Annotated in this window: 22 protein-coding genes; 11 read left to right on the forward strand and 11 right to left on the reverse strand. The window is 69.5% G+C overall.

The window, feature by feature from the left end:
- Positions 1–114: 114 nt before the first annotated feature.
- On the forward strand, positions 115–2,799 hold the full coding sequence (clpB, locus tag ACRQ5B_RS07545; RefSeq protein ID WP_432398462.1) for an ATP-dependent chaperone ClpB: 2,685 nt from the start codon (positions 115–117) through the stop codon (positions 2,797–2,799).
- 13 nt (positions 2,800–2,812) lie between these two features.
- Here the strand turns inward: clpB and ACRQ5B_RS07550 are convergent, their stop codons facing one another.
- The gene (locus ACRQ5B_RS07550) at positions 2,813–3,151 is read right to left on the reverse strand and encodes a septum formation family protein (protein WP_432398464.1); all 339 of its coding nucleotides are present in this window, start codon (positions 3,149–3,151) and stop codon (positions 2,813–2,815) included.
- Positions 3,152–3,299: 148 nt separating this feature from the next.
- Complete coding sequence (locus ACRQ5B_RS07555) at positions 3,300–3,785, reverse strand: hypothetical protein (protein ID WP_432398466.1); 486 nt, start codon at positions 3,783–3,785, stop codon at positions 3,300–3,302.
- 287 nt (positions 3,786–4,072) lie between these two features.
- Here ACRQ5B_RS07555 and ACRQ5B_RS07560 point away from each other — a divergent pair, with 287 nt between their 5' ends.
- Positions 4,073–4,306 carry a DUF3073 domain-containing protein gene (locus ACRQ5B_RS07560; RefSeq protein ID WP_290256489.1) on the forward strand — a complete coding sequence of 78 codons (234 nt, stop codon included), beginning with the start codon at positions 4,073–4,075 and terminating at the stop codon, positions 4,304–4,306.
- A gap of 137 nt (positions 4,307–4,443) precedes the next feature.
- Positions 4,444–5,223: a VOC family protein gene (locus tag ACRQ5B_RS07565; protein WP_432398468.1), complete on the forward strand. Its 780-nt coding sequence runs from the start codon at positions 4,444–4,446 to the stop codon at positions 5,221–5,223.
- 91 nt (positions 5,224–5,314) lie between these two features.
- On the opposite strand, the gene purM is transcribed toward ACRQ5B_RS07565, so the two are convergent.
- The 3 genes from purM to ACRQ5B_RS07580 all read right to left on the reverse strand — a co-directional run bounded on the left by purM (position 5,315) and on the right by ACRQ5B_RS07580 (position 8,591).
- Positions 5,315–6,487, reverse strand: a complete 1,173-nt coding sequence (purM, locus tag ACRQ5B_RS07570) for a phosphoribosylformylglycinamidine cyclo-ligase (RefSeq protein ID WP_432398470.1) — start codon at positions 6,485–6,487, stop codon at positions 5,315–5,317.
- On the reverse strand, positions 6,484–8,172 hold the full coding sequence (gene purF / locus ACRQ5B_RS07575; protein ID WP_432398471.1) for an amidophosphoribosyltransferase: 1,689 nt from the start codon (positions 8,170–8,172) through the stop codon (positions 6,484–6,486). Before purF ends, purM begins: the two co-directional genes overlap by 4 nt.
- 89 nt (positions 8,173–8,261) lie before the next feature.
- Entirely contained in the window at positions 8,262–8,591 is a 330-nt protein-coding gene (locus tag ACRQ5B_RS07580) for a hypothetical protein (protein ID WP_432398473.1), read from the reverse strand.
- A gap of 181 nt (positions 8,592–8,772) precedes the next feature.
- On the opposite strand from ACRQ5B_RS07580, the gene ACRQ5B_RS07585 reads away from it, so the two are divergent.
- Together ACRQ5B_RS07585 and ACRQ5B_RS07590 are read left to right on the forward strand one after the other, a co-directional pair.
- Positions 8,773–9,303: a class I SAM-dependent methyltransferase gene (locus tag ACRQ5B_RS07585; protein ID WP_432398475.1), complete on the forward strand. Its 531-nt coding sequence runs from the start codon at positions 8,773–8,775 to the stop codon at positions 9,301–9,303.
- On the forward strand, positions 9,303–9,620 hold the full coding sequence (locus tag ACRQ5B_RS07590; RefSeq protein ID WP_432398477.1) for a hypothetical protein: 318 nt from the start codon (positions 9,303–9,305) through the stop codon (positions 9,618–9,620). Before ACRQ5B_RS07585 ends, ACRQ5B_RS07590 begins: the two co-directional genes overlap by 1 nt.
- A 39-nt stretch (positions 9,621–9,659) precedes the next feature.
- On the opposite strand, the gene bcp is transcribed toward ACRQ5B_RS07590, so the two are convergent.
- From bcp to ACRQ5B_RS07605, 3 genes are all read right to left on the reverse strand, one after another.
- Complete coding sequence (bcp, locus tag ACRQ5B_RS07595) at positions 9,660–10,136, reverse strand: thioredoxin-dependent thiol peroxidase (RefSeq protein ID WP_290256330.1); 477 nt, start codon at positions 10,134–10,136, stop codon at positions 9,660–9,662.
- Positions 10,137–10,218: 82 nt separating this feature from the next.
- Positions 10,219–11,025 carry a hydroxypyruvate isomerase family protein gene (locus ACRQ5B_RS07600; RefSeq protein ID WP_432398479.1) on the reverse strand — a complete coding sequence of 269 codons (807 nt, stop codon included), beginning with the start codon at positions 11,023–11,025 and terminating at the stop codon, positions 10,219–10,221.
- 10 nt (positions 11,026–11,035) lie between these two features.
- On the reverse strand, positions 11,036–11,200 hold the full coding sequence (locus tag ACRQ5B_RS07605; protein WP_290256328.1) for a glycine zipper domain-containing protein: 165 nt from the start codon (positions 11,198–11,200) through the stop codon (positions 11,036–11,038).
- A gap of 73 nt (positions 11,201–11,273) precedes the next feature.
- On the opposite strand from ACRQ5B_RS07605, the gene ACRQ5B_RS07610 reads away from it, so the two are divergent.
- Complete coding sequence (locus ACRQ5B_RS07610; protein ID WP_432398482.1) at positions 11,274–12,257, forward strand: aldo/keto reductase; 984 nt, start codon at positions 11,274–11,276, stop codon at positions 12,255–12,257.
- Between the two features lie 3 nt (positions 12,258–12,260).
- Here the strand turns inward: ACRQ5B_RS07610 and ACRQ5B_RS07615 are convergent, their stop codons facing one another.
- Positions 12,261–12,785 carry a DUF488 domain-containing protein gene (locus ACRQ5B_RS07615; RefSeq protein ID WP_432398484.1) on the reverse strand — a complete coding sequence of 175 codons (525 nt, stop codon included), beginning with the start codon at positions 12,783–12,785 and terminating at the stop codon, positions 12,261–12,263.
- A 47-nt stretch (positions 12,786–12,832) separates the two neighbouring features.
- Here ACRQ5B_RS07615 and ACRQ5B_RS07620 point away from each other — a divergent pair, with 47 nt between their 5' ends.
- From ACRQ5B_RS07620 to ACRQ5B_RS07630, 3 genes are all read left to right on the forward strand, one after another.
- Positions 12,833–13,483, forward strand: coding sequence for a uracil-DNA glycosylase (locus ACRQ5B_RS07620; RefSeq protein WP_432398486.1), 651 nt, complete (start codon positions 12,833–12,835; stop codon positions 13,481–13,483).
- A gap of 66 nt (positions 13,484–13,549) precedes the next feature.
- Positions 13,550–13,789: a hypothetical protein gene (locus tag ACRQ5B_RS07625; RefSeq protein ID WP_432398488.1), complete on the forward strand. Its 240-nt coding sequence runs from the start codon at positions 13,550–13,552 to the stop codon at positions 13,787–13,789.
- 131 nt (positions 13,790–13,920) lie between these two features.
- Positions 13,921–14,925: a serine hydrolase gene (locus ACRQ5B_RS07630; RefSeq protein ID WP_432398490.1), complete on the forward strand. Its 1,005-nt coding sequence runs from the start codon at positions 13,921–13,923 to the stop codon at positions 14,923–14,925.
- Positions 14,926–14,955: 30 nt separating this feature from the next.
- Here ACRQ5B_RS07630 and ACRQ5B_RS07635 read toward each other — a convergent pair whose 3' ends face one another.
- A complete protein-coding gene (locus tag ACRQ5B_RS07635) occupies positions 14,956–15,792 on the reverse strand; it encodes an alpha/beta fold hydrolase (RefSeq protein ID WP_432398492.1) in 837 nt (278 codons plus the stop codon).
- Positions 15,793–15,996: 204 nt separating this feature from the next.
- Here ACRQ5B_RS07635 and ACRQ5B_RS07640 point away from each other — a divergent pair, with 204 nt between their 5' ends.
- Entirely contained in the window at positions 15,997–16,146 is a 150-nt protein-coding gene (locus tag ACRQ5B_RS07640) for a hypothetical protein (RefSeq protein ID WP_432398808.1), read from the forward strand.
- Between the two features lie 126 nt (positions 16,147–16,272).
- Here ACRQ5B_RS07640 and ACRQ5B_RS07645 read toward each other — a convergent pair whose 3' ends face one another.
- A complete protein-coding gene (locus ACRQ5B_RS07645) occupies positions 16,273–17,118 on the reverse strand; it encodes a serine hydrolase (protein ID WP_432398494.1) in 846 nt (281 codons plus the stop codon).
- Between the two features lie 312 nt (positions 17,119–17,430).
- Between ACRQ5B_RS07645 and ACRQ5B_RS07650 the strand changes: the two genes are divergently transcribed.
- Positions 17,431–18,351, forward strand: coding sequence for a 2-hydroxyacid dehydrogenase (locus ACRQ5B_RS07650; protein WP_432398496.1), 921 nt, complete (start codon positions 17,431–17,433; stop codon positions 18,349–18,351).
- The last annotated feature ends 4 nt before the right edge of the window (positions 18,352–18,355 follow it).

Consider the following 18,355-nt stretch of genomic DNA (forward strand, 5'->3'; position numbering starts at 1 on the left):
CCGCCCCTAGACACCAGTTTCGCCGTGGGCAAACATGGAGCCAAAGAGGGTCTGGATAAAGTTGAGCGGGGTACACTCAACTTAGCGATCAGTCCCACCCGGAAGGAGCTCTCTTTGGACGCCAAATTCACCACCAAGAGCCAGGAGGCTCTTTCGGCCGCAGCCATGAACGCCTCGACGGCCGGCAACCCGCAGCTGGAGCCGGCGCATCTGCTCAAGGCGCTCATGGACCACCGCGAGGGCGTCGCCGTCGCCCTGCTGCGAGCCACCGGCACCGATCCGGATGCCGTCAGCGTCCAGGCGAGCTCCGCCATCAAGGCCCTCCCGTCCACCTCCGGCAGCTCGGTGCAGCAGGCCCAGCTGTCCCGCACGGCCATGCAGGCGATCAAAAACGCCCAGAACGAGGCCGAGCGCCTCGGTGACACCTTCGTCTCCACCGAGCACCTGCTGCTGGGCCTCGCGGCCGGCAGCGACGACGTCGGACGGCTGCTGCGCGACGCAGGCGCCTCGCACGAGGCGCTGCTCGCCGCCCTGCCCGGTGTCCGTGGCGACCGCAAGGTGGACAACGCCGACCCCGAGAACACCTTCCAGGCGCTGGAGAAGTTCGGCACGGACCTCACCGCCGTCGCCCGCTCCGGCAAGCTGGACCCGGTGATCGGCCGCGACGCCGAGATCCGCCGCATCATCCAGGTCCTCAGCCGCCGCACCAAGAACAACCCCGTCATCATCGGCGAGCCCGGCGTCGGCAAGACCGCCGTCGTCGAGGGCCTCGCCCAGCGCATCGTCGCCGGCGACGTGCCCGAAAGCCTGCGCGGCAAGACCCTGATCGCCCTGGACCTCGCCTCCATGGTGGCCGGGGCCAAGTACCGCGGTGAATTCGAGGAGCGGCTGAAGGCGGTCCTGGAGGAGATCAAGAACTCCGAGGGCCAGATCGTCACCTTCATCGACGAACTGCACACCGTGGTGGGTGCCGGCGCCTCCGGTGACAGCTCGATGGACGCCGGCAACATGCTCAAGCCCATGCTGGCCCGCGGCGAACTGCGCCTGATCGGCGCCACCACGCTGGACGAATACCGCGAGAACATCGAGAAGGACCCGGCCCTGGAACGCCGCTTCCAGCAGGTCTTCGTCGGCGAACCGAGCGTCGAGGACACCATCGGCATCCTCCGCGGCCTGAAGGAACGCTACGAGGCCCACCACAAGGTCTCCATCGCCGACTCCGCCCTGGTGGCAGCCGCGACGCTCTCCAACCGCTACATCTCCGGCCGCCAGCTGCCGGACAAGGCCATCGACCTGGTCGACGAGGCCGCCTCCCGGCTCCGGATGGAGATCGATTCCGCGCCGGAGGAGATCGACCAGCTGCAGCGCCAGGTGGACCGGCTGACCATGGAGGAACTCGCCCTGACCGGCGAGACCGACCCTGCGTCGGTGGAACGGCTCGAGGCTCTCCGCGCCGACATGGCGGACAAGAAGGAAGAGCTCGCCGGCCTCAACGCCCGGTGGGAGGCGGAGAAGGCCGGCCTGAACCGGGTGGGTGACCTGCGTGCCCGGCTCGATGAGCTGCGGTCCGCGGCGGACAAGGCCCAGCGCGAGGGCGACCTGGAGGCCGCCTCCCGCATCCTTTACGGCGAGATCCCGGCGCTGGAGCGGGAGCTGACCGCCGCCGCCGAGGCCGAGGCGGCCGTGCCGGACAAGTCCGGGCAGATGGTGGCCGACGAGGTCACCGCCGATGACATCGCGGAGGTCATCTCCGCCTGGACCGGAATCCCCGCCGGCCGCATGCTGCAGGGCGAGAGTCAGAAGCTGCTGGAGATGGAACATGTCCTGGGCGAGCGGCTGATCGGCCAGTCCAAGGCCGTCACCGCCGTGTCCGACGCCGTCCGCCGCGCCCGCGCCGGCATCAGCGACCCCAACCGGCCCACCGGCTCATTCCTCTTCCTCGGCCCCACCGGCGTCGGCAAGACCGAACTGGCCAAATCCCTGGCCGACTTCCTCTTCGACGACGAGCGCGCCATGGTGCGGATCGACATGTCCGAGTACTCGGAGAAACACTCCGTGGCCCGGCTGGTGGGTGCCCCTCCGGGCTACGTCGGCTACGAGGAGGGCGGCCAGCTGACCGAGGCCGTCCGCCGCCGTCCGTACTCCGTGCTCCTCCTCGATGAGGTGGAGAAGGCGCACCCGGAGGTCTTCGACATCCTCCTGCAGGTGCTCGACGACGGCCGCCTCACGGACGGCCAGGGCCGCACCGTGGACTTCCGCAACGTGATCCTGGTGCTGACCTCCAACCTGGGCAGCCAGTTCCTGGTGGACCCGACCCTGGACGCCGCCGCCAAGCGGGACGCCGTGATGGCCACCGTGCACGCCTCCTTCAAGCCGGAGTTCCTTAACCGGCTCGACGAGGTGGTCCTGTTCGACCCGCTGACGGTGGAGGAGCTGGCCCACATCGTGGAGCTGCAGGTCAAGGAGCTGGGCGAACGGCTCAAGGGCCGGCGCCTGACCCTGGAGGTCTCCGAGGGTGCCCGCGCTTGGCTGGCCGTCACCGGCTACGACCCGGCCTACGGCGCCCGCCCGCTGCGCAGGCTGGTCCAGCGCGAGATCGGCGACCGGCTGGCCAAGGCCATCCTCGCCGGGGAGATCGCCGACGGCGACACCGTGCTGGTGGATACCGCGCCGGACCTGATGGAGCTCACCATGGGCGGCCCGGACGTCTCCGCCCGGCCCGACGGCGGCGCCTCCGCGGCAGCGGCCTCTCGGTCCGCCGCAAGGACTAAGCGCGACGCGCTAAACGAGCAGCGCTAAACGAGCAGGCCTGCTACGGCAGCAGCGACTCCATGATGACGTTGCCGGCATCCGAGGCGACGTAGCAATCCACCCGCCGATCTCCCGTACCCCAGCTCGATGAGCTGGGGTACGCGAGTTTGTAGCTCAGGGCGTAGTTGCCCGACTTGTCGGTCAGCTGCGCGGCCTTGCAGGCGTCCAGCGCCTTCTGCTTCAGCGCATCCCGGCCCGGGTAGGCGTCCGAGGCGGCGTAGGACTCGATCTGGATCAGCTGCGCCGAATGCGCGGTGTCGCACGCGACCACGGTCGATTTGGCGGCGTTGGCGTCGAAGTCCTTGAAGCAGTCGCCCAGCCGGTAGTCCAGCGGGCTCACATTCTCCAGCGGCAGCGCTCCCGCTCGGCGGTGGGGGAGGAGGAGCTCCCGGCGGGCGCGGGCGCGCCTGCGTCCCGGGAGCCGCCCGCCAGCGCGGCGATCCACCAGATAAGCAGGGCGAGGACGACGACGGCGGCGACCCCGGCGATCAGCTTCCCCGGCCGGAGCGGCGCACCGCCGTCGTGGCCCGGGCCGCGAGACCGCGGGCCTTGGCGCCGGCGTCCGAGGCGCGGAGTTTGCCCATCCGGTCGGAGAGCAACTGGCCCATCTGACCCGTGGGGGACGTGCGGCGCGGGCGGCTCGTTGCGGGGCCCTGGTCCGCGGGGCTCCCGGGCCCCGGGTCCAGCGGGGCGGCGTCGGCGCTGGGAGTCTGCGCGCGGGTATCGCCGGCGGCGGGCTGGTCAGTGGGTTCGCCGGCCGGGGAAGCAGCGGGTTCATCGGTGGGGGAAGCCGCGGGAGGGACCCTGGCGAAGGAGGACGTCGGCGGGGCGGCGGGCCGCGGCGGAATGACGGTGCCGAAAGGGGCGCGGGGCGCCTGGGGTGCCCGGCCGCCGTCGGCGTTCACCGGCGGAACCGCATGGTTACGGGTCTTGCCGTCCCCGGCCGTAGCGTCGCTGTCCGGCTTTTCGCTCACTCGGAACCCACCTTTTCAGTGCATCTGGCCAGCCTGACGGTCCGGCTGGGCCCCGCTGGTGGGAGGCCCATCAGGAGACTCTATCGAATATGCCACGAAGGTTACGTTCCGGTAACCTCGCGCGTGCGCGGCGGAAAGGGCGGGGTAAGTGCCTTTAGCCTCCGCCGGCAAGCGGTACCTGCCGAAAGCATGTAATCTAGGTGTACGACAAATTGACCAATCATTCCGGGGCCTCACCGATCGCCAAGGTGACCACCTCCGGTCCAAGTACAAAAGGGGGTCACGCCATGGGGCGCGGCCGTCAAAAGGCAAAAGCTACCAAGCAGGCTCGGGACATCAAGTACTACTCCCCGAACACTGACTATTCCGCCCTGCAGCGCGAGCTGACGGGCCCGGGAAGTCGTCCCTCGAGCCACTTCGCGGATGAACCGGTTGAACCGGATTATTCGGCTTACGTGGATAAGTACGCGGACGATGTGGAAGAAGACGACGACGAGGTTGACACCCGTCGCATCGGCTAGTCGTTCCCTTTCCGGCGCGGTCCTTGAGCGCCGGACGTGATTTCAGCCCGCCGGGCGCACCCTTACTGGGTGTGCCCGGCGGGCTTTCGCATGCCCTCACCGATTCCCGCTGCCGGGACCGTTTGAAAGGAGCCAGCATGGCGTTTCATAAGGCCTACGCCCCGGGCGAGGTGTGCTGGGCGGATCTCCAGACCCCTGACGTCGCGGCGGCAAAGGAGTTCTACGGCGCGCTGTTCGGCTGGCGCTTCGAGGACCTGCCCACCCCCGACGGCCGCAGCTATGCCAAGGCCTTCCTGGGCGGGGACCTGGTCTCCGTGATTGCCCCGCAGAACCCGGCACAGGGCCAGCCCGGCACGTCCGCGCAGTGGAACGTGTACTTCGCCGTGGACGACGCCGCCGGGCTCGCCACGGACGTGCCGCACACCGGAGGTGCGGTGGACTTCGGCCCGGAAGCGGTCGGCGACACCGGCACCATGGTCTTCTTCACCCCTCCCGGCGGCGGCACCACCGGAGCCTGGCAGCCCGGCACGCACATCGGGGCCGCGCGCGCCGGTGAGGCGGGGGCGTTGTCCTGGGTGGAGCTCCTCACGCCCGAACCGCAGCGCGCCGTCGGGTGCTTCCAGACGCTCTTCGGCCACGAGGTCACCGAATACCCGCAGGACGACGGCGGCACCTACACCACCCTGATGGTCGGCGGCGTCGAGGTGGCCGGGATCGCCACCGTCCCGGCCGCCGAGAAGCACCTGGACCCGGGCTGGCAGGTCTACTTCGGCGTCGACAGCGTCCCCGCGGGCGTGGAAGCCGCCCGCGCCGCCGGCGCCACCGTCCTGGTCGAACCGGAGGACGTCGAGGAAGCCGGCACCATCGCGACCATCCGGGACCCGCAGGGCGGCGTGATCAGTTTGCTCGAGGTCTAGGCGTCTTCGGGCCGCCACTCATACAGGGCGGCTTTGAACGCCGCGGGCGCTCCCCACGTTGGTGGGAAGCGCCCGGACGGTGGTTCTGAAGCTAGCCGGCGTATGCGTTGACCATCCGCACGGCGCCGCCGTCGACGCCCTTGGCGCCCTGGACGTAATCCGGGCCGGACTTGTCGATGGAGTCGGAGTTTTCCCCGACGGTGCCCATGACCCAGGACGGCAGGCCGCGGGCGTTCAGATGGGCCACGGCGGCGTCGGCGGCCTCGGGGGAGACGATCGCGACCATGCCGACGCCCACGTTGAGGGTCCGCTCGAGGTCGGCCAGCGGGACGTTGCCCAGCTCGGAGACCAGCTTGAAGATGGCGGGAAGCTGCCAGGTGGCGCGGTCCACGGTGGCCAGCAGGCCCTGCGGGAGGACGCGGGCCAGGTTGGCGGCCAGGCCGCCGCCGGTGACGTGGCTGAAGCCGTGGACGGCGCGGCCGCTGGCGGAGCCATCAACCGGGAAGGTGCGGGCCAGGTCCAGGCAGTCCGCGGCGTAGACGCGGGTGGGCTCCAGCAGTTCCTCGCCCAGGGTGCGTTCGAACTCGGAGACCTCGCGGTCCAGGGCCCAGCCGGCGTGGTTGATGACGCGGCGGACCAGGGAGTAGCCGTTCGAGTGCAGGCCGGAGGAGGCCATGCCGATCACCACGTCGCCGGAGCGGACGCGGTCCGGGCCCAGCAGGGAATCGGCTTCGACCACGCCGGTGGCTGCACCGGCGACGTCGTACTCGTGCTCGCCCAGGAGGCCCGGGTGCTCGGCCGTTTCGCCGCCCACCAGAGCGGTGCCGGCCACCGAGCAGGCGGCGGCGATGCCGCGGACAATGTCCGCGATGCGCTCGGGGACCACCTTGCCGCAGGCGATGTAGTCGGTCATGTAGAGCGGTTCGGCGCCCACGACGACGATGTCGTCCACCACCATGCCCACCAGGTCGAAGCCGATGGTGTCGTGGATGTCCATGGCCTGCGCGATGGCGACCTTGGTGCCGACGCCGTCGGTGGAGGTGGCCAGTAGGGGCCGCTGGTAGGTGAGCAGCCGGGAGACGTCGAACAGGCCGGCGAAGCCGCCCACGCCGCCGATCACGGAGGAGTTGTGCGTGGCCTTGACGGCGTCCTTCATGAGTTCGACGGCGCGGTCGCCCGCTTCGACGTCGACGCCGGCGGAGGCGTAGGTGATGCCGGGGGTTCCGGCGTCGTTGGTGTCAGCGGCCGGGTAGGCGGAAGTCATACTGGCTCTTTCTTGTCGGCATCAAGCTGGTCGGCGGGGACGCGGTCGGCGTCGGTGAGCAGTCCTTCGAATTCGGCGTCCGGGCCCGGATCGCAGCCGGTGGCGCCGGCCTTCTCGGCAGGGTCCTCGTCGGCCGGGATGGCGGCGTCGGCGTCGGCCGTGGCTCCGGAGGTGGCGCCCGGGGTCCCGGGGGTGGCGGCCATGGCGGGCAGCCCGCCCAGGTCGGTGCGTTCCAGCAGGTTCTTGCCGAGCTTGTCCGCGCCGGGGAGTTCGATCGGGTACTGGCCGGTGAAGCAGGCGGTGCACAGGCGTTCGCGCGGCTGCCGGGTGGCGCCGATCATGCCGTCCTCGGAAATGTAGGCGAGCGAGTCGGCGCCGATGGCCTGGGAGATCTCCTCGATGGTGGCGCCGTTGGCGATCAGCTCTGCGCGGGAGGCGAAGTCGATGCCGTAGAAGCAGGGCCACTTGACCGGCGGGGAGGAGATCTTCACGTGCACGGCGGCGGCGCCGGCCTCGCGGAGCATCCGCACGATGGCGCGCTGGGTGTTGCCGCGGACGATCGAGTCGTCGACCACCACGACGCGCTTGCCGCGGATGACCGACTCGAGGGCGTTGAGCTTGAGCCGGATGCCGAGCTGGCGCAGGGTCTGCGACGGCTGGATGAAGGTGCGGCCCACGTAGGCGTTCTTGACGAAGCCGTGGGCAAAGGGGATGCCGGATTCCTCGGCGTAGCCGACGGCGGCGGGGGTGCCGGATTCCGGGACCGGGATGACGATGTCCGCTTCCTGGGTGTTCTCGCGGGCCAGCTGGCGGCCCATCTCCACGCGGGATTCGTAGACCGAGCGCCCGGCGATCGCGGCGTCGGGCCGGGCCAGGTAGACGTATTCGAAGACGCAGCCGGCCGGCGTCGCCTCCGCGAAGCGCTGGGAGCGGACGCCCTGTTCGTCAATGGCGATGAATTCGCCCGGCTCGATCTCGCGGATGAAGCTCGCGCCCACCGTGGCGAGGGCGGACTGCTCGGAGGCGACCACCCAGCCACGCTCCAGCCGGCCGAGGACCAGCGGGCGGATGCCGTAGGTGTCGCGGGCAGCGTAGAGGGTCCCTTCGTCCATGAAGATGAAGCAGAAGCCGCCCTTGATCTTGGGCAGCAGTTCCAGGGCGGTCTGTTCGAGGGACTTGCCCTCCTCGCCCTCCAGCAGGGCGGTGACCAGGGCGGTGTCCGAGGTGTTGCCCTGCTTCATCTCACCGGTCAGCTGGCCGCCGTTGCGGTCCATGATCATGGCCTTGAGCTCGGCCGTGTTGGTGAGGTTGCCGTTGTGGGCCAGAGCCACCGTGCCGGTGGCCGTCGCACCCAGGGTGGGCTGGGCGTTGGCCCAGTGGCTCGCGCCGGTGGTGGAGTACCGGCAGTGGCCGACGGCGAGGTGTCCGGTCAGGGTGTTCAGCGTGGTCTCGTCGAAGACCTGGGACACGAGGCCCATGTCCTTGTAGACGTTGATCCGCTTGCCGTCGCTGGTCGCAATGCCAGCGGACTCCTGGCCGCGGTGCTGCAGTGCGTACAGCCCGTAATAGGTGAGTTTTGCTACCTCCTCCCCGGGAGCCCAGACGCCGAAGACGCCACATGCGTCCTGCGGGCCTTTTTCGCCAGAGAGAAGGTCATGAGAAAGTTTTCCGTCGCCGCGTGCCACTGGTCGATTATCTCACGTTGCGCGCCGGGGCCGCTCCGAGGGGCCCGAATGTGACCCTTCGGGGGTTGCGGGGCCCTTTCGGTGCCTGCCTAGGCGCGGTCTTCGTCCTCGGTGTCCGGCACCGAATCGGGGACGGATTCGACGACGGCGCGCTCGGACCGCCGCACGCTGACCCGGTCCAGGATCAGCGCGACGATGGCGCCGACAATCGCTCCGCCGGCGATGCAGAAGGTCAGGAAGAACCCGAAGACGGCGTTGGCGTCATAGCTCTGGTCGCTGGTGGGGATCCCGTAGGCGATCATCGCTGCCACGACGATGCCCAGCAGGCCGCCCGCGATCAGGAACGGGACGTACTTCGGAGCGCGCCGGACGGTGACGGATCGACGTTCGGGCGCTACGGGGGTGTCTTCGGGAGCCATGCCTTTAAGCCTACTGTCCTCCGGCCGGTGCGGATTCCGCGCCGATACCGGACCTGCGCGGCCCGGACCCGGGGTGCGCCCGTCCGTTGCCGCAGCGGGAAAAGGGACCCTAGCGGGCGACGGTCCCGGGGAGCAGACTGGTCTGCGGGGAGGGTGCGGTCCGGACTGTGAGGGAAGCACCATGTCAGTCTCCGCGGAGAGTCTCCGGGATCAGCAGCGGGTCATCTGGGACTCCTTCGCCGCCGGGTGGAAGAAGTGGGACGCGGAGGTGCTCGGCTGGCAGGGTCCGTTCGGCGACGCCGTCCTCGAGGACGCCCGTCTGGGCCAGGACTTTGCCGTGCTGGATGTAGCCGCCGGCACGGGTGGACCCGGCCTGACCGCCGCGTCCCTGGTTCCGCGGGGCACCGTGGCACTGACGGATATCTCCGCGGGGATGCTGCACGTGGCGGAGGAGAAAGCCGCGGCTGCCCGCTTGGAAAATGTAACTTTCACTGCCTGCGCCGCCGTGGACCTCCCTTTTCCGGATGCCTCGTTCGACGCCGTCCTCTGCCGCTTCGGGTTCCTATACTTCCCGGACCTGCGGGGGCGCTGGCCCGGATGGTGCGGACGGCCCGGCCCGGTGCCCGCATCAGCGCGGCGGTGTGGGGCCGGGCGGCGCAAAACCCTTGGGCAACCCTGGTCCTGGGGTCCCTCGCCCAGCATGCTGGCCTGATGCCGCCGCCGGTCTGGATGCCCGGAGTGTTTCGTTGCTCCGCACCGGGATTCCTGCCGGCCCTGTTCCGCGAAGCGGGGCTGGCGGATATCGGAGAGCGGTCCATCAGCGCCGATCTGATCCACGAGTCGCCGGAGAGCTATTGGCAGTTCATGACGGACATCGCCACCACGGTGTGCCTCGGTCTCGCCCAGGCCGACCCGGAAGCGCAGTCCCTGATCCGCTCCGACGTCTTCCAGATGCTGGGCCGCTACGAACACGAGGGCGCCATCCGGCTGCGCTCCACCGCGACCATCGTCTCCGGCACCCGGCCCTAGCGGGTGGGTGCCGGGCCGCACCTGACCCCGCGAACCCCGCTAAACCCCCAGCTCCGCCTTCAGCGCGGCGACGTGGCCGTCGGCCTTGACCTGATACTGCGCCAGCGTGACCTTGCCCTCCGGGTCCAGAACCACGGTGGAGCGGACGATTCCCTCGGTGATCTCGCCGCGGACCAGCTTCTCGCCCCAGGCACCGTAGGCCAGCGCCACCGCGTGGTTCTCGTCGGAGAGCAGCGGGAAGGTCAGTGCGAAGTCGCCGGTGAAGTGGGCCAGGGCGTCCGGGGCGTCGGGGGAGATGCCCAGGACCTCGTACCCGGAGCCCTGCAGCGAGGCGAGGTTGTCGCGGAAGTCGCAGGCCTCGGTGGTGCAGCCGGGGGTCGCCGCCTGCGGGTAGAAGTACACAATGACGTTCTTGCCGCGGTAATCGGCCAGCGAGACGGGCTTTCCCTCGGCGTCGGGCAGCGTGAATTCGGGGGCCGGGGTTCCTGGCTGAAGCTTGACGGGGGCCTGGCTCATGGGAGCTCCTTTGGTCGGTTGGGCCTGATCTGTGGTTCACAACACCGGCCGCCGGGACCCTATTCCGCCGCGCCCAACAGCCTTAGCGAACGTGCCAGTCCGGTTGCCGTCGCGCCCAGTCGAAGGCGGACTCACCGGCTGCGGTGTACTCCAGTCCCACCCGGCCGGCGTAACCGAGTTCGCGGCTGCGGCCAATCCACCGTTCGAGCGGCAGGTTGCCGGTCCCCGGCGCGCCGCGGCCCGGAGCATCGGCGATCTGGATGTGGCCGAAGTCCGCCGCGTGCGCCTCGATGACGGCGTCGACGTCGTCGCCGTTGACGGCGAGGTGGTAGAAATCGGCCAGCAGCCGGACGTTTCCGGCGCCGGTTTCCCGCTGCACCCGGCCGATCACGTCCAGCGCGTCCGCCGCGCGGCGCAGCGGGTAGTACGGGGCGTTGCTGACCGGTTCGAGCAGCACGGTCCCGCCGATCCGGCCCACGGCCGCGGCCGCCGCGGCGAGGTTTTCCACGGCCAGGTTGTCCTGGAATTCGGGGGTGTGCCCGTCCTGCCGGTTGCCGTACAGGGCGTTGAAGAGCGTGCAGCCGAGCCGTCCCCCGATGCCCGCGACGACGTCGGCGTTGTCCCGGAATTCCGCCTCTCGGCCCGGCCACGACACCAGGCCCCGGTCCCCGCCGGGCATGTCCCCGGCGTTGAAGTTCAGACCGGTCAGTTGCACGCCGGCGTCGGTGATGGCGCGCTCAAACCGGGTCACTTCGGCGTCGCCGGGCACGGACGAGACGAACGGCCACCAGAATTCGACAGCGTCGAAGCCGGCGGCCCGCGCCGCGGCCGGGCGTTCCAGCAGCGGCAGCTCGGTGAGAAGGATCGAGCAGTTCACGGTGAACGTCATGGCGGTGCTCCTAGCGGCGCTTGCGCGGGTCGCGGCGCGCGGCCAGGCCCACCAGGGCCCCGACGGCGACGCCGATGAGCAGCCCGGTGAAGGGCTTGTCCGCGGTGGCCACCCCGACCGCATAGCCGATGGCCGCACCGATGAGCATCCCGATCCACAGCGACTCGTATTTCACAGGCTCAGGCTAGCAAGCCCGCGGCCGGTGCCAGACGTGTTCCACTGTCGGTGGCCGGGCCTATAGTCGGACCATGGAACAGCGACTCTTAGGCAAGACCGGTAGGAATGTCTCGGTGATCGGGCTGGGGACCTGGCAGCTTGGTGCGGACTGGGGCACCGTTGACACGGCGGAAGCGCAGGCAATCCTCGGCGCCTCGGCGGAGGCCGGCGTGACGTTCTTCGACACCGCGGACGTCTACGGGGACGGCCGGAGCGAGCAGGCCATCGGCGCCTTCCTCGCGGCGAATCCGGACTTGGACGTCACCGTGGCCACCAAGATGGGCCGACGGGTGGAGCAGCGGCCGGAAAATTACACCCTGGAGAACTTCCGCGCGTGGACGGACCGTTCCCGCCGCAACCTCGGCGTTGACCACCTGGATCTGGTCCAGCTGCACTGCCCGCCCACGGCCGTCTACAGCAACGCCGAGGTTTACGATGCGCTGGACACGCTCGTGGCGGAGGGCGCCATCGGTCACTACGGCGTCAGCGTGGAGCGGGTGGACGAGGCCATGGAGGCGCTCCGGCATGAGGGCACGGCCACGGTGCAGATCATCCTGAACGCGTTCCGGCTCAAGCCGCTGGATGAGTTGCTCCCGGCTGCCCAGGCGGCCGGCGTCGGCGTCATCACCCGCGTGCCGCTCGCGTCCGGGCTGCTCTCGGGCAAGTACACGCCGGAGACCACCTTCGCCGCGGATGATCACCGCAATTACAACCGGACCGGCTCCGCGTTCGACGTCGGGGAGACGTTCTCCGGCGTGGATTTCGCGGAGGGGCTGAAGGCGGTGGCGGAGTTCGAGCAGTTGGTGCCCGACGGCGTCACCACCGCCCAGGCGGCACTCGCCTGGGTCGCGGCGCAGGACGGCGTCAGCACGGTGATCCCGGGCGCCCGCAGCGTCGAACAAGCCCGGGCCAACGCCGAAGCGGCGTCTGTCCGCGGCGTTGACGCCACGTTCGACGTCGGCGTCCACGAAATCTACGACCGCTACTTCCGGGCGGCGATCCACCCGCGCTGGTAGCGGCTACTCGGGCGGATACCAGAGCCGGCGGCCCTCGACCCGGGCGAAGGAGGTAAGCGAATGGGCCTTGGCGGACGTTGCGGACATGATGTCCTGAACCGATGCGCCGCGGACCAGGAGCGCGTCGCCGATCAGGGAGCGGTGGCACCGCCACGGGACCGCCTCGGCGCACATGATCGCCGCGTCGCTGTGCCGTCCCCGTTCGAGGAGTTCGTCTATGGCGGCGGCGAACTCCGGCGTCTGCATGTAATCCGCGTAGCCCCGGAACGAGGCGTTGCGCCAGGCTCCGTTGGGGCTGTCCTTGGTGGTGTGCCGGAGGCCGCCGAGCGACGACATCCGCCGGTACGTGATTCCGCGGGCTCGGACACTGGCAGCGAGATCGTCCGCGTTGAACTGGGGATTGTGCCGCGACTTCGGGACAGTCCGGACGTCGATGAGTTTCTTGATGCCGTGGGCTTTGAGGATGTCGATGAAGTCGTCGATGGGATGAGTGGAGTGGCCCACCGTGAAGATGGTCGTGTCCGTCATGACCCCATGCTAGGCCCAGCTCCCGCGCAAGCTTTGGGCGGGTGCCCGTGACGACGGGGGCAATCAGCCGGTTCGTGGGGCGGCTGGCCGCCGCGGAAACAAGCCCTGCCTGCAACAACTTCTTCGCCGACACCGTTCCCGCGAACGCCGTCCGGCGTCGGAACCTGGAGTTGTACCTGCAGGCGTTGTTGGACCGGCGGCCACCGGTGTTGCTGCTGGGTGAAGCGCCGGGTTTCCGCGGCATGCGGCTCACCGGCGTGCCGTTCACCAACCGGGGCATGTTCACCGGAGCGCCCAACCACTTCGGCCTGTTCGGCAAGGACCAAGGCTACGAACTCCCGCCGGAGGCTGCGGGGGTTGCCGCCGAGCCGACCGCCACCGTGATGTGGGAGGTCCTGGCCGAACTCGACTTCCTGCCCCTGCTCTGGAGCGCCTGCCCCTGGCATACCCACCGGCCGGACCAACCGCAGTCCAACCGCACCCCGTCGGCGGCCGAGGCGGCGGCGGGCATCCCTTTCCGGGATGAACTGATGGCGCTCTTTGGCATCAGCACCGTGGTGGCAGTCGGCAACATCTCCCACCGGAGCCTGCTCCGCAGCGGCGTCCACGCCCCGAAAATCCGTCACCCGGCCCACGGCGGCCGGGCGGAATTCAAGCGCGGGCTGGAGGAACTGTTCGACGCCGGGATGCCCCGGTAGCCGCCCGCCCCGGGGACGACGGGGCTAGGGTGGGGTAAACGCCAGCCGCGGACGAAAGGCACACCAATGAGCGACCCGAACCAGCCCGGAACCGAGCCCGCCGGCCTGCGCGGCCCCGGCGACCCGGACGCCGCCCCGAACGAACAGCCGCAGCCGGAAGCGGAAGCCGCGGGAAACATCCGCGAGGAGCAGATGACCCAGGCCGCGGGCACCGTCCCGGCAGCCTACGTCGGCCCCGGAGAGCCAGCCCGGGGAGACAAGCCCGAGGACGCCGCGGCCGAGGGCACCTGGGACGACGAGATCTAGCCCCAGGCTGCATGTGGGTCGGGGACGCCAGCCTTCTGCAGGCTGATCGGGGGCACCACCCGGCTGCATAGGGCAGCCATACCCCAGCTGTTTCATAGCTCCGGCATAGCTTCGAGGGCTAGCTTGTCCCCATGGAAGACAGCACGTCCCGGCAGGGCCGCACCACCCCATCGGCCCGCAGACCCGGGCCGACGCCCTCCCGGATTTTCCGGCGCCGACGGGCTGTCGTCCTGGCGGGCTCGACTCTTCTGCTGGGCGCGCTGCTGACCACCGGTATCCATGCCCTCGCGAACTCCCGCGTGGCGCCGTCGTCGCCCGTGGCTGCGGCCGCTCCCACCGTGAACGCCCCGGCCCCCGCTTCCCCGGCAACTCCGGCGCCCGCCTCCAACGTCGCCGCCCCGGCAGCCGCCCCTGCTGCTGCTTCCACTGCCAACCCTGCGGGCACGATCGACGCCGGCCTCGACGCGAAGATCAACGCCATCATTGACGCCAATCCGGAGTACCAGATCGGCGTCGCGCTGCAGGACATCACGGCCGGCGATGCGGTGCACCAATACGGCGTGGAAGAGCAGTTCGAAGCCGCCAGCACCGCGAAGGTCCTGGCCGCGGCCGCCTACTACCACCTGGTGGAAACCGGCGAGGCGACCCTGACCGGGACACTCGGCGCCTACTCGGCCGGCTTCCAACTCCAGGCCATGATCCAGCAGAGCGACAACGACTCTTGGTCCCTGATCATGGACGCAATCGGCCACAGCAACCTCTCCGACTACGCGTCCGCGCTGGGCATCCAGTACACCCCGGAGAGCAACACCCTGGCGCCGGCGGACACGGCCCGCATCCTGACCGACCTTTACTCCGGCAAGCTGCTTGACCCCGCGGACACCTCCCAGCTGCTGTCCACCATGCAGGACACCAACGACGAGACCCTCATTCCGGCCGCCGTCCCCGCCGGCATCACGGTGTTCCACAAGTACGGCCTGCTCGGCGGCGAACTGCACGACGCCGGTATCCTCGCCAAGGACGGCCGCGCCTACGCCCTGGTGGTCTACACCAAGGGCGATGACCTGGACAGCGTCCCCGAACGGACAGACATCATCCACCAGATCACCGGCGCGGTGACCGGCGCCCTGTTCTGACCCGCGGGAATCGGCGCGGAGAGCCGGAGGCTACTTCGCCAGGAAGCCCAGCAGTGCCTCATTGACCTCGGCGGCGTGGGTCCAGAGCATGCCGTGCGGCGCGCCCTCGATCTCGATGTACTCCGCGCTCGGCAGGGCCTTGGCGAAGCGCCGCCCGGTGGCATCGATCGGCAGAATGTTGTCGGCGGTGCCGTGCACAATCAGGGAAGGGACATCGATTTTGGCGACGTCGGCGCGGAAGTCGGTCAGCCAGGTGGGCTGGGCGGCGACCGACGCGGTGGGGCCGGCCGTGCTGGCCAGGTTCCACCCGGCGCGCATGACCTCCTCGCTGAGCCGCGGGGTGCCCAGGAAGGAGTCGCTGTTGTAGAAATTCTTGAAGAAGTCGGTGAAGAACGCGTACCGGTCCGCGGTGACCGCCTCAAGCAGGCCGTCGAACACGGACTGCGGCACGCCGTCGGGGTTGTCGTCCGCCCGGAGCAGGTAGGGCTCCAGCGAGCCGAGGAAAACGGCCTTCGCCACCCGGGACGAGCCGTACCGGCCCAGGTACCGGCCAACCTCGCCGGTGCCCATCGAGAAGCCGACCAGGACGGCGTCGTTCACGACCAGCCCGTTCATCAGGGTGTCCAGGTCGGCGGCGAACGTGTCGTAGTCATAGCCGTCGGTGGGCTTGCTGGACTTGCCGAAGCCGCGGCGGTCGTAGGTGATCACACGGTAGCCTGCGGAGAGCAGCACAGTGGTCTGCTTCTCCCAGGATGAGCCGTCCAACGGGTGACCGTGGATCAGGACTACGGGCTGGCCGCTGCCGTGATCCTCGTAGTAAAGCTCGACGTCGGTGGTGTTCTCGGTGCCAACCTTGATGTAAGCCATGGAGCGGTCCTCTCGGTACTGTCGTGCTCTGATCTGTACGGTCTGACGTCTTTGCGGGCAGCTGCGCCGCTGAAGGGAAGCGCCCGCTGAAGGGGATCAACGACCGGTGGCGGCCGGCTGTTCCTGTGTCTTGCGGAAAATACCCCTGGGGGTATACTGAAGTTACGAAGACCTACAACAAGGGAGTAGCGAATGTGCCGTGCAGTGACCTGCAAGAAATGCGGAAAGTCCACCTGGGCTGGCTGTGGCCAGCACGTTGACCAGGTGATGCGCGGCGTCAAGGCCGCGGACCGCTGCAAGGGCCACGAGAACGAGCCCAAGACCGGCTTCTTCGCCAAGCTCTTCGGCCGCTGATCCCTGGGTGCGGGCGCCCCTGAACCGGGCGCCCGCAGCGTAGCGACGCCGGGCCAGCTACGGTGCAAGCCCCTTAGCCGGCGACGCCGTGCCGGCACGCCCGCTCCGGCCACGCCGCACCCGCCCCTACCGCCGGAACAGCGCCCCGGTGACCGCCGTCGTCAGCTCGTGGAAGACCTCGATCCGCTCCGGGCTGTCGGCGTCGGATCCGCCCCAGGTGTAGATCGCCACGGCGTAGGCGGCGCTCCCGGAGCTGAGCACGGCGGCGTCGTGCACGAACCCCTCGAGCAGACCGTACTTGTGGCTCACCGTCACGCCCTCCGGGACCGCGGCGGGGATGAGTTCCTCGTCGTTGGTGTGCTGCATGAAGCCCAGCAGTTCCTCGGTGTGCTCGGGGCTGAGCAACTGCCCGGCGTAGAGCTGCTTGAGCAGTGACGCCATCTCGACGGGGGTCAGCAGGTTCTTTTCCGGGTCGTAGCTGATGCCGATCGACGCCGCGTATTTGATCAGCTCCGGGTAGCCGATGTCTTTCATCAGCAGCAACCAGGAGTCGTCGCTGCTGGTGTTGACCATCGCCTGGATCTGGAAACCGGCGTCGTAGCTGCCCAGCAGGGTGTCCAGCGAGCGTTCACCCCGCTCCACCAGGGCGTAATACGCCACCGCCGTCAGGATTTTGGCGGTGCTGGCGGCGGTGTAATCGGCCGTGTCGCCGAAGCGCTGCGGCTCGCCGCCCCGGGTGTCCTGCACGACGACGCCGATCCGGTAGTCGGGATTCTCGGCCAGGATCCGCTTGATCTCGCTGGAGAGGTCGACGGCGGCGGGCGGCGGCGTATTCACCTTGACGTCCCGGGCGGGCAGGGGTTGCAGCTGGCTCTTCAGTGTGGCCCAGAAGTCGGTCTTAGGCTCCGGTCCGGTGCGCACCGTTCCCACGGTGATGGCCCCGGCCACGACCAGGGCCGTGGTGGACCACACCGCTAAAATCCGGCGCCGCGCCCGGACGCGCGGGCTGACCCCCGGGCTGACCCGGCCGTTGCTCTCAGGACCCCCGCTACCCACCCGTGAGCTTTCCGGTGCGGGCTTGCCGGGTGTGGGGGAGTTCATGGTGCGGGGCCTTTCACGTGCTGGCCTGGGCGGCAGGCCGGGGGGATGCCTCGAATCTAGGCCCGGGCTGCGGTGAAGTCCACGCCCCACGCGGCGCGGCCCAGTGGGTGTGGGCCAACTCCCAGCTTCCCGCCTGGCGGACGCTGCGCGCCGTGGTCGGACCGTACGGTTAGGCTGGCTGCCATGCCTAGGAAAATCACTGTCTCCCTGCCGGATGCCACCCTGCGCGACTACCTCACCCCTGACCCGGACGTCACGGTCCTGGAGTGGGACCTCTCCGGCGAACCGCCCATGCCGCGGCTCGACATCGTGGTGCCGCCGTACATGGGCGGCCCGGCCGTGCTGCGCGGCCTGGAGGGCGTCGAGACGGGGCTGGTGCAGAGCCAGTCGATCGGGTACGACGGCGTGGCGGAGTTCCTGCCGAACGGCCACGTCTTCGCCAACGCCGCCAGCGTGCACGAGACCTCCACTGCGGAGCTGACCCTGGCACTGATCCTGGCCAGCCAGCGCGAGTTCCCCCGCCTCCTGCAGAACCAGCGGGAACGCCGCTGGGAGGGCCGGCCCACGGCCAGCCTGGCGGACCAGCGCGTGCTGATCGTCGGCTACGGCGGCGTGGGCAAGGCCATCGAGGACCGGCTCCTGCCGTTCGAGACCACGGTGACCCGGGTGGCCAGCCGCGCCCGGACCGATGGCCGCGGGCATGTCCACGGCATCGACGAACTCCACGACCTGCTGCCGAAGCACGACATCGTCATTGTCGGCGTCCCGCTCAGCGACTCAACCCGGCACCTGATCGACGACGCGTTCCTCTCCGCCATGCCCGACGGCGCCCTGCTGGTCAACATCGCCCGCGGCCCGGTGGCTGACACCGACGCGCTGGTCAAGCACACCTCCGCCGGCCGGATACGCGCCGCCGTCGACGTCACCGACCCTGAGCCCCTACCCGCCGACCACCCTCTCTGGGAAATCCCCGGTGTCATCATCACCCCGCATGTGGGCGGCGCCTCCGCCGCGATGCGCCCCCGGATGGGCAAGCTGCTGCAGCGCCAGATCGACCTGATGCTGGCCGGCGAACCGCCCGTCAACGTGGTGCTGAACAGCTAGGCCG

Origin of the sequence: Pseudarthrobacter sp. L19, assembly GCF_050859435.1 — a bacterium.
GTDB lineage: Bacteria > Actinomycetota > Actinomycetes > Actinomycetales > Micrococcaceae > Arthrobacter.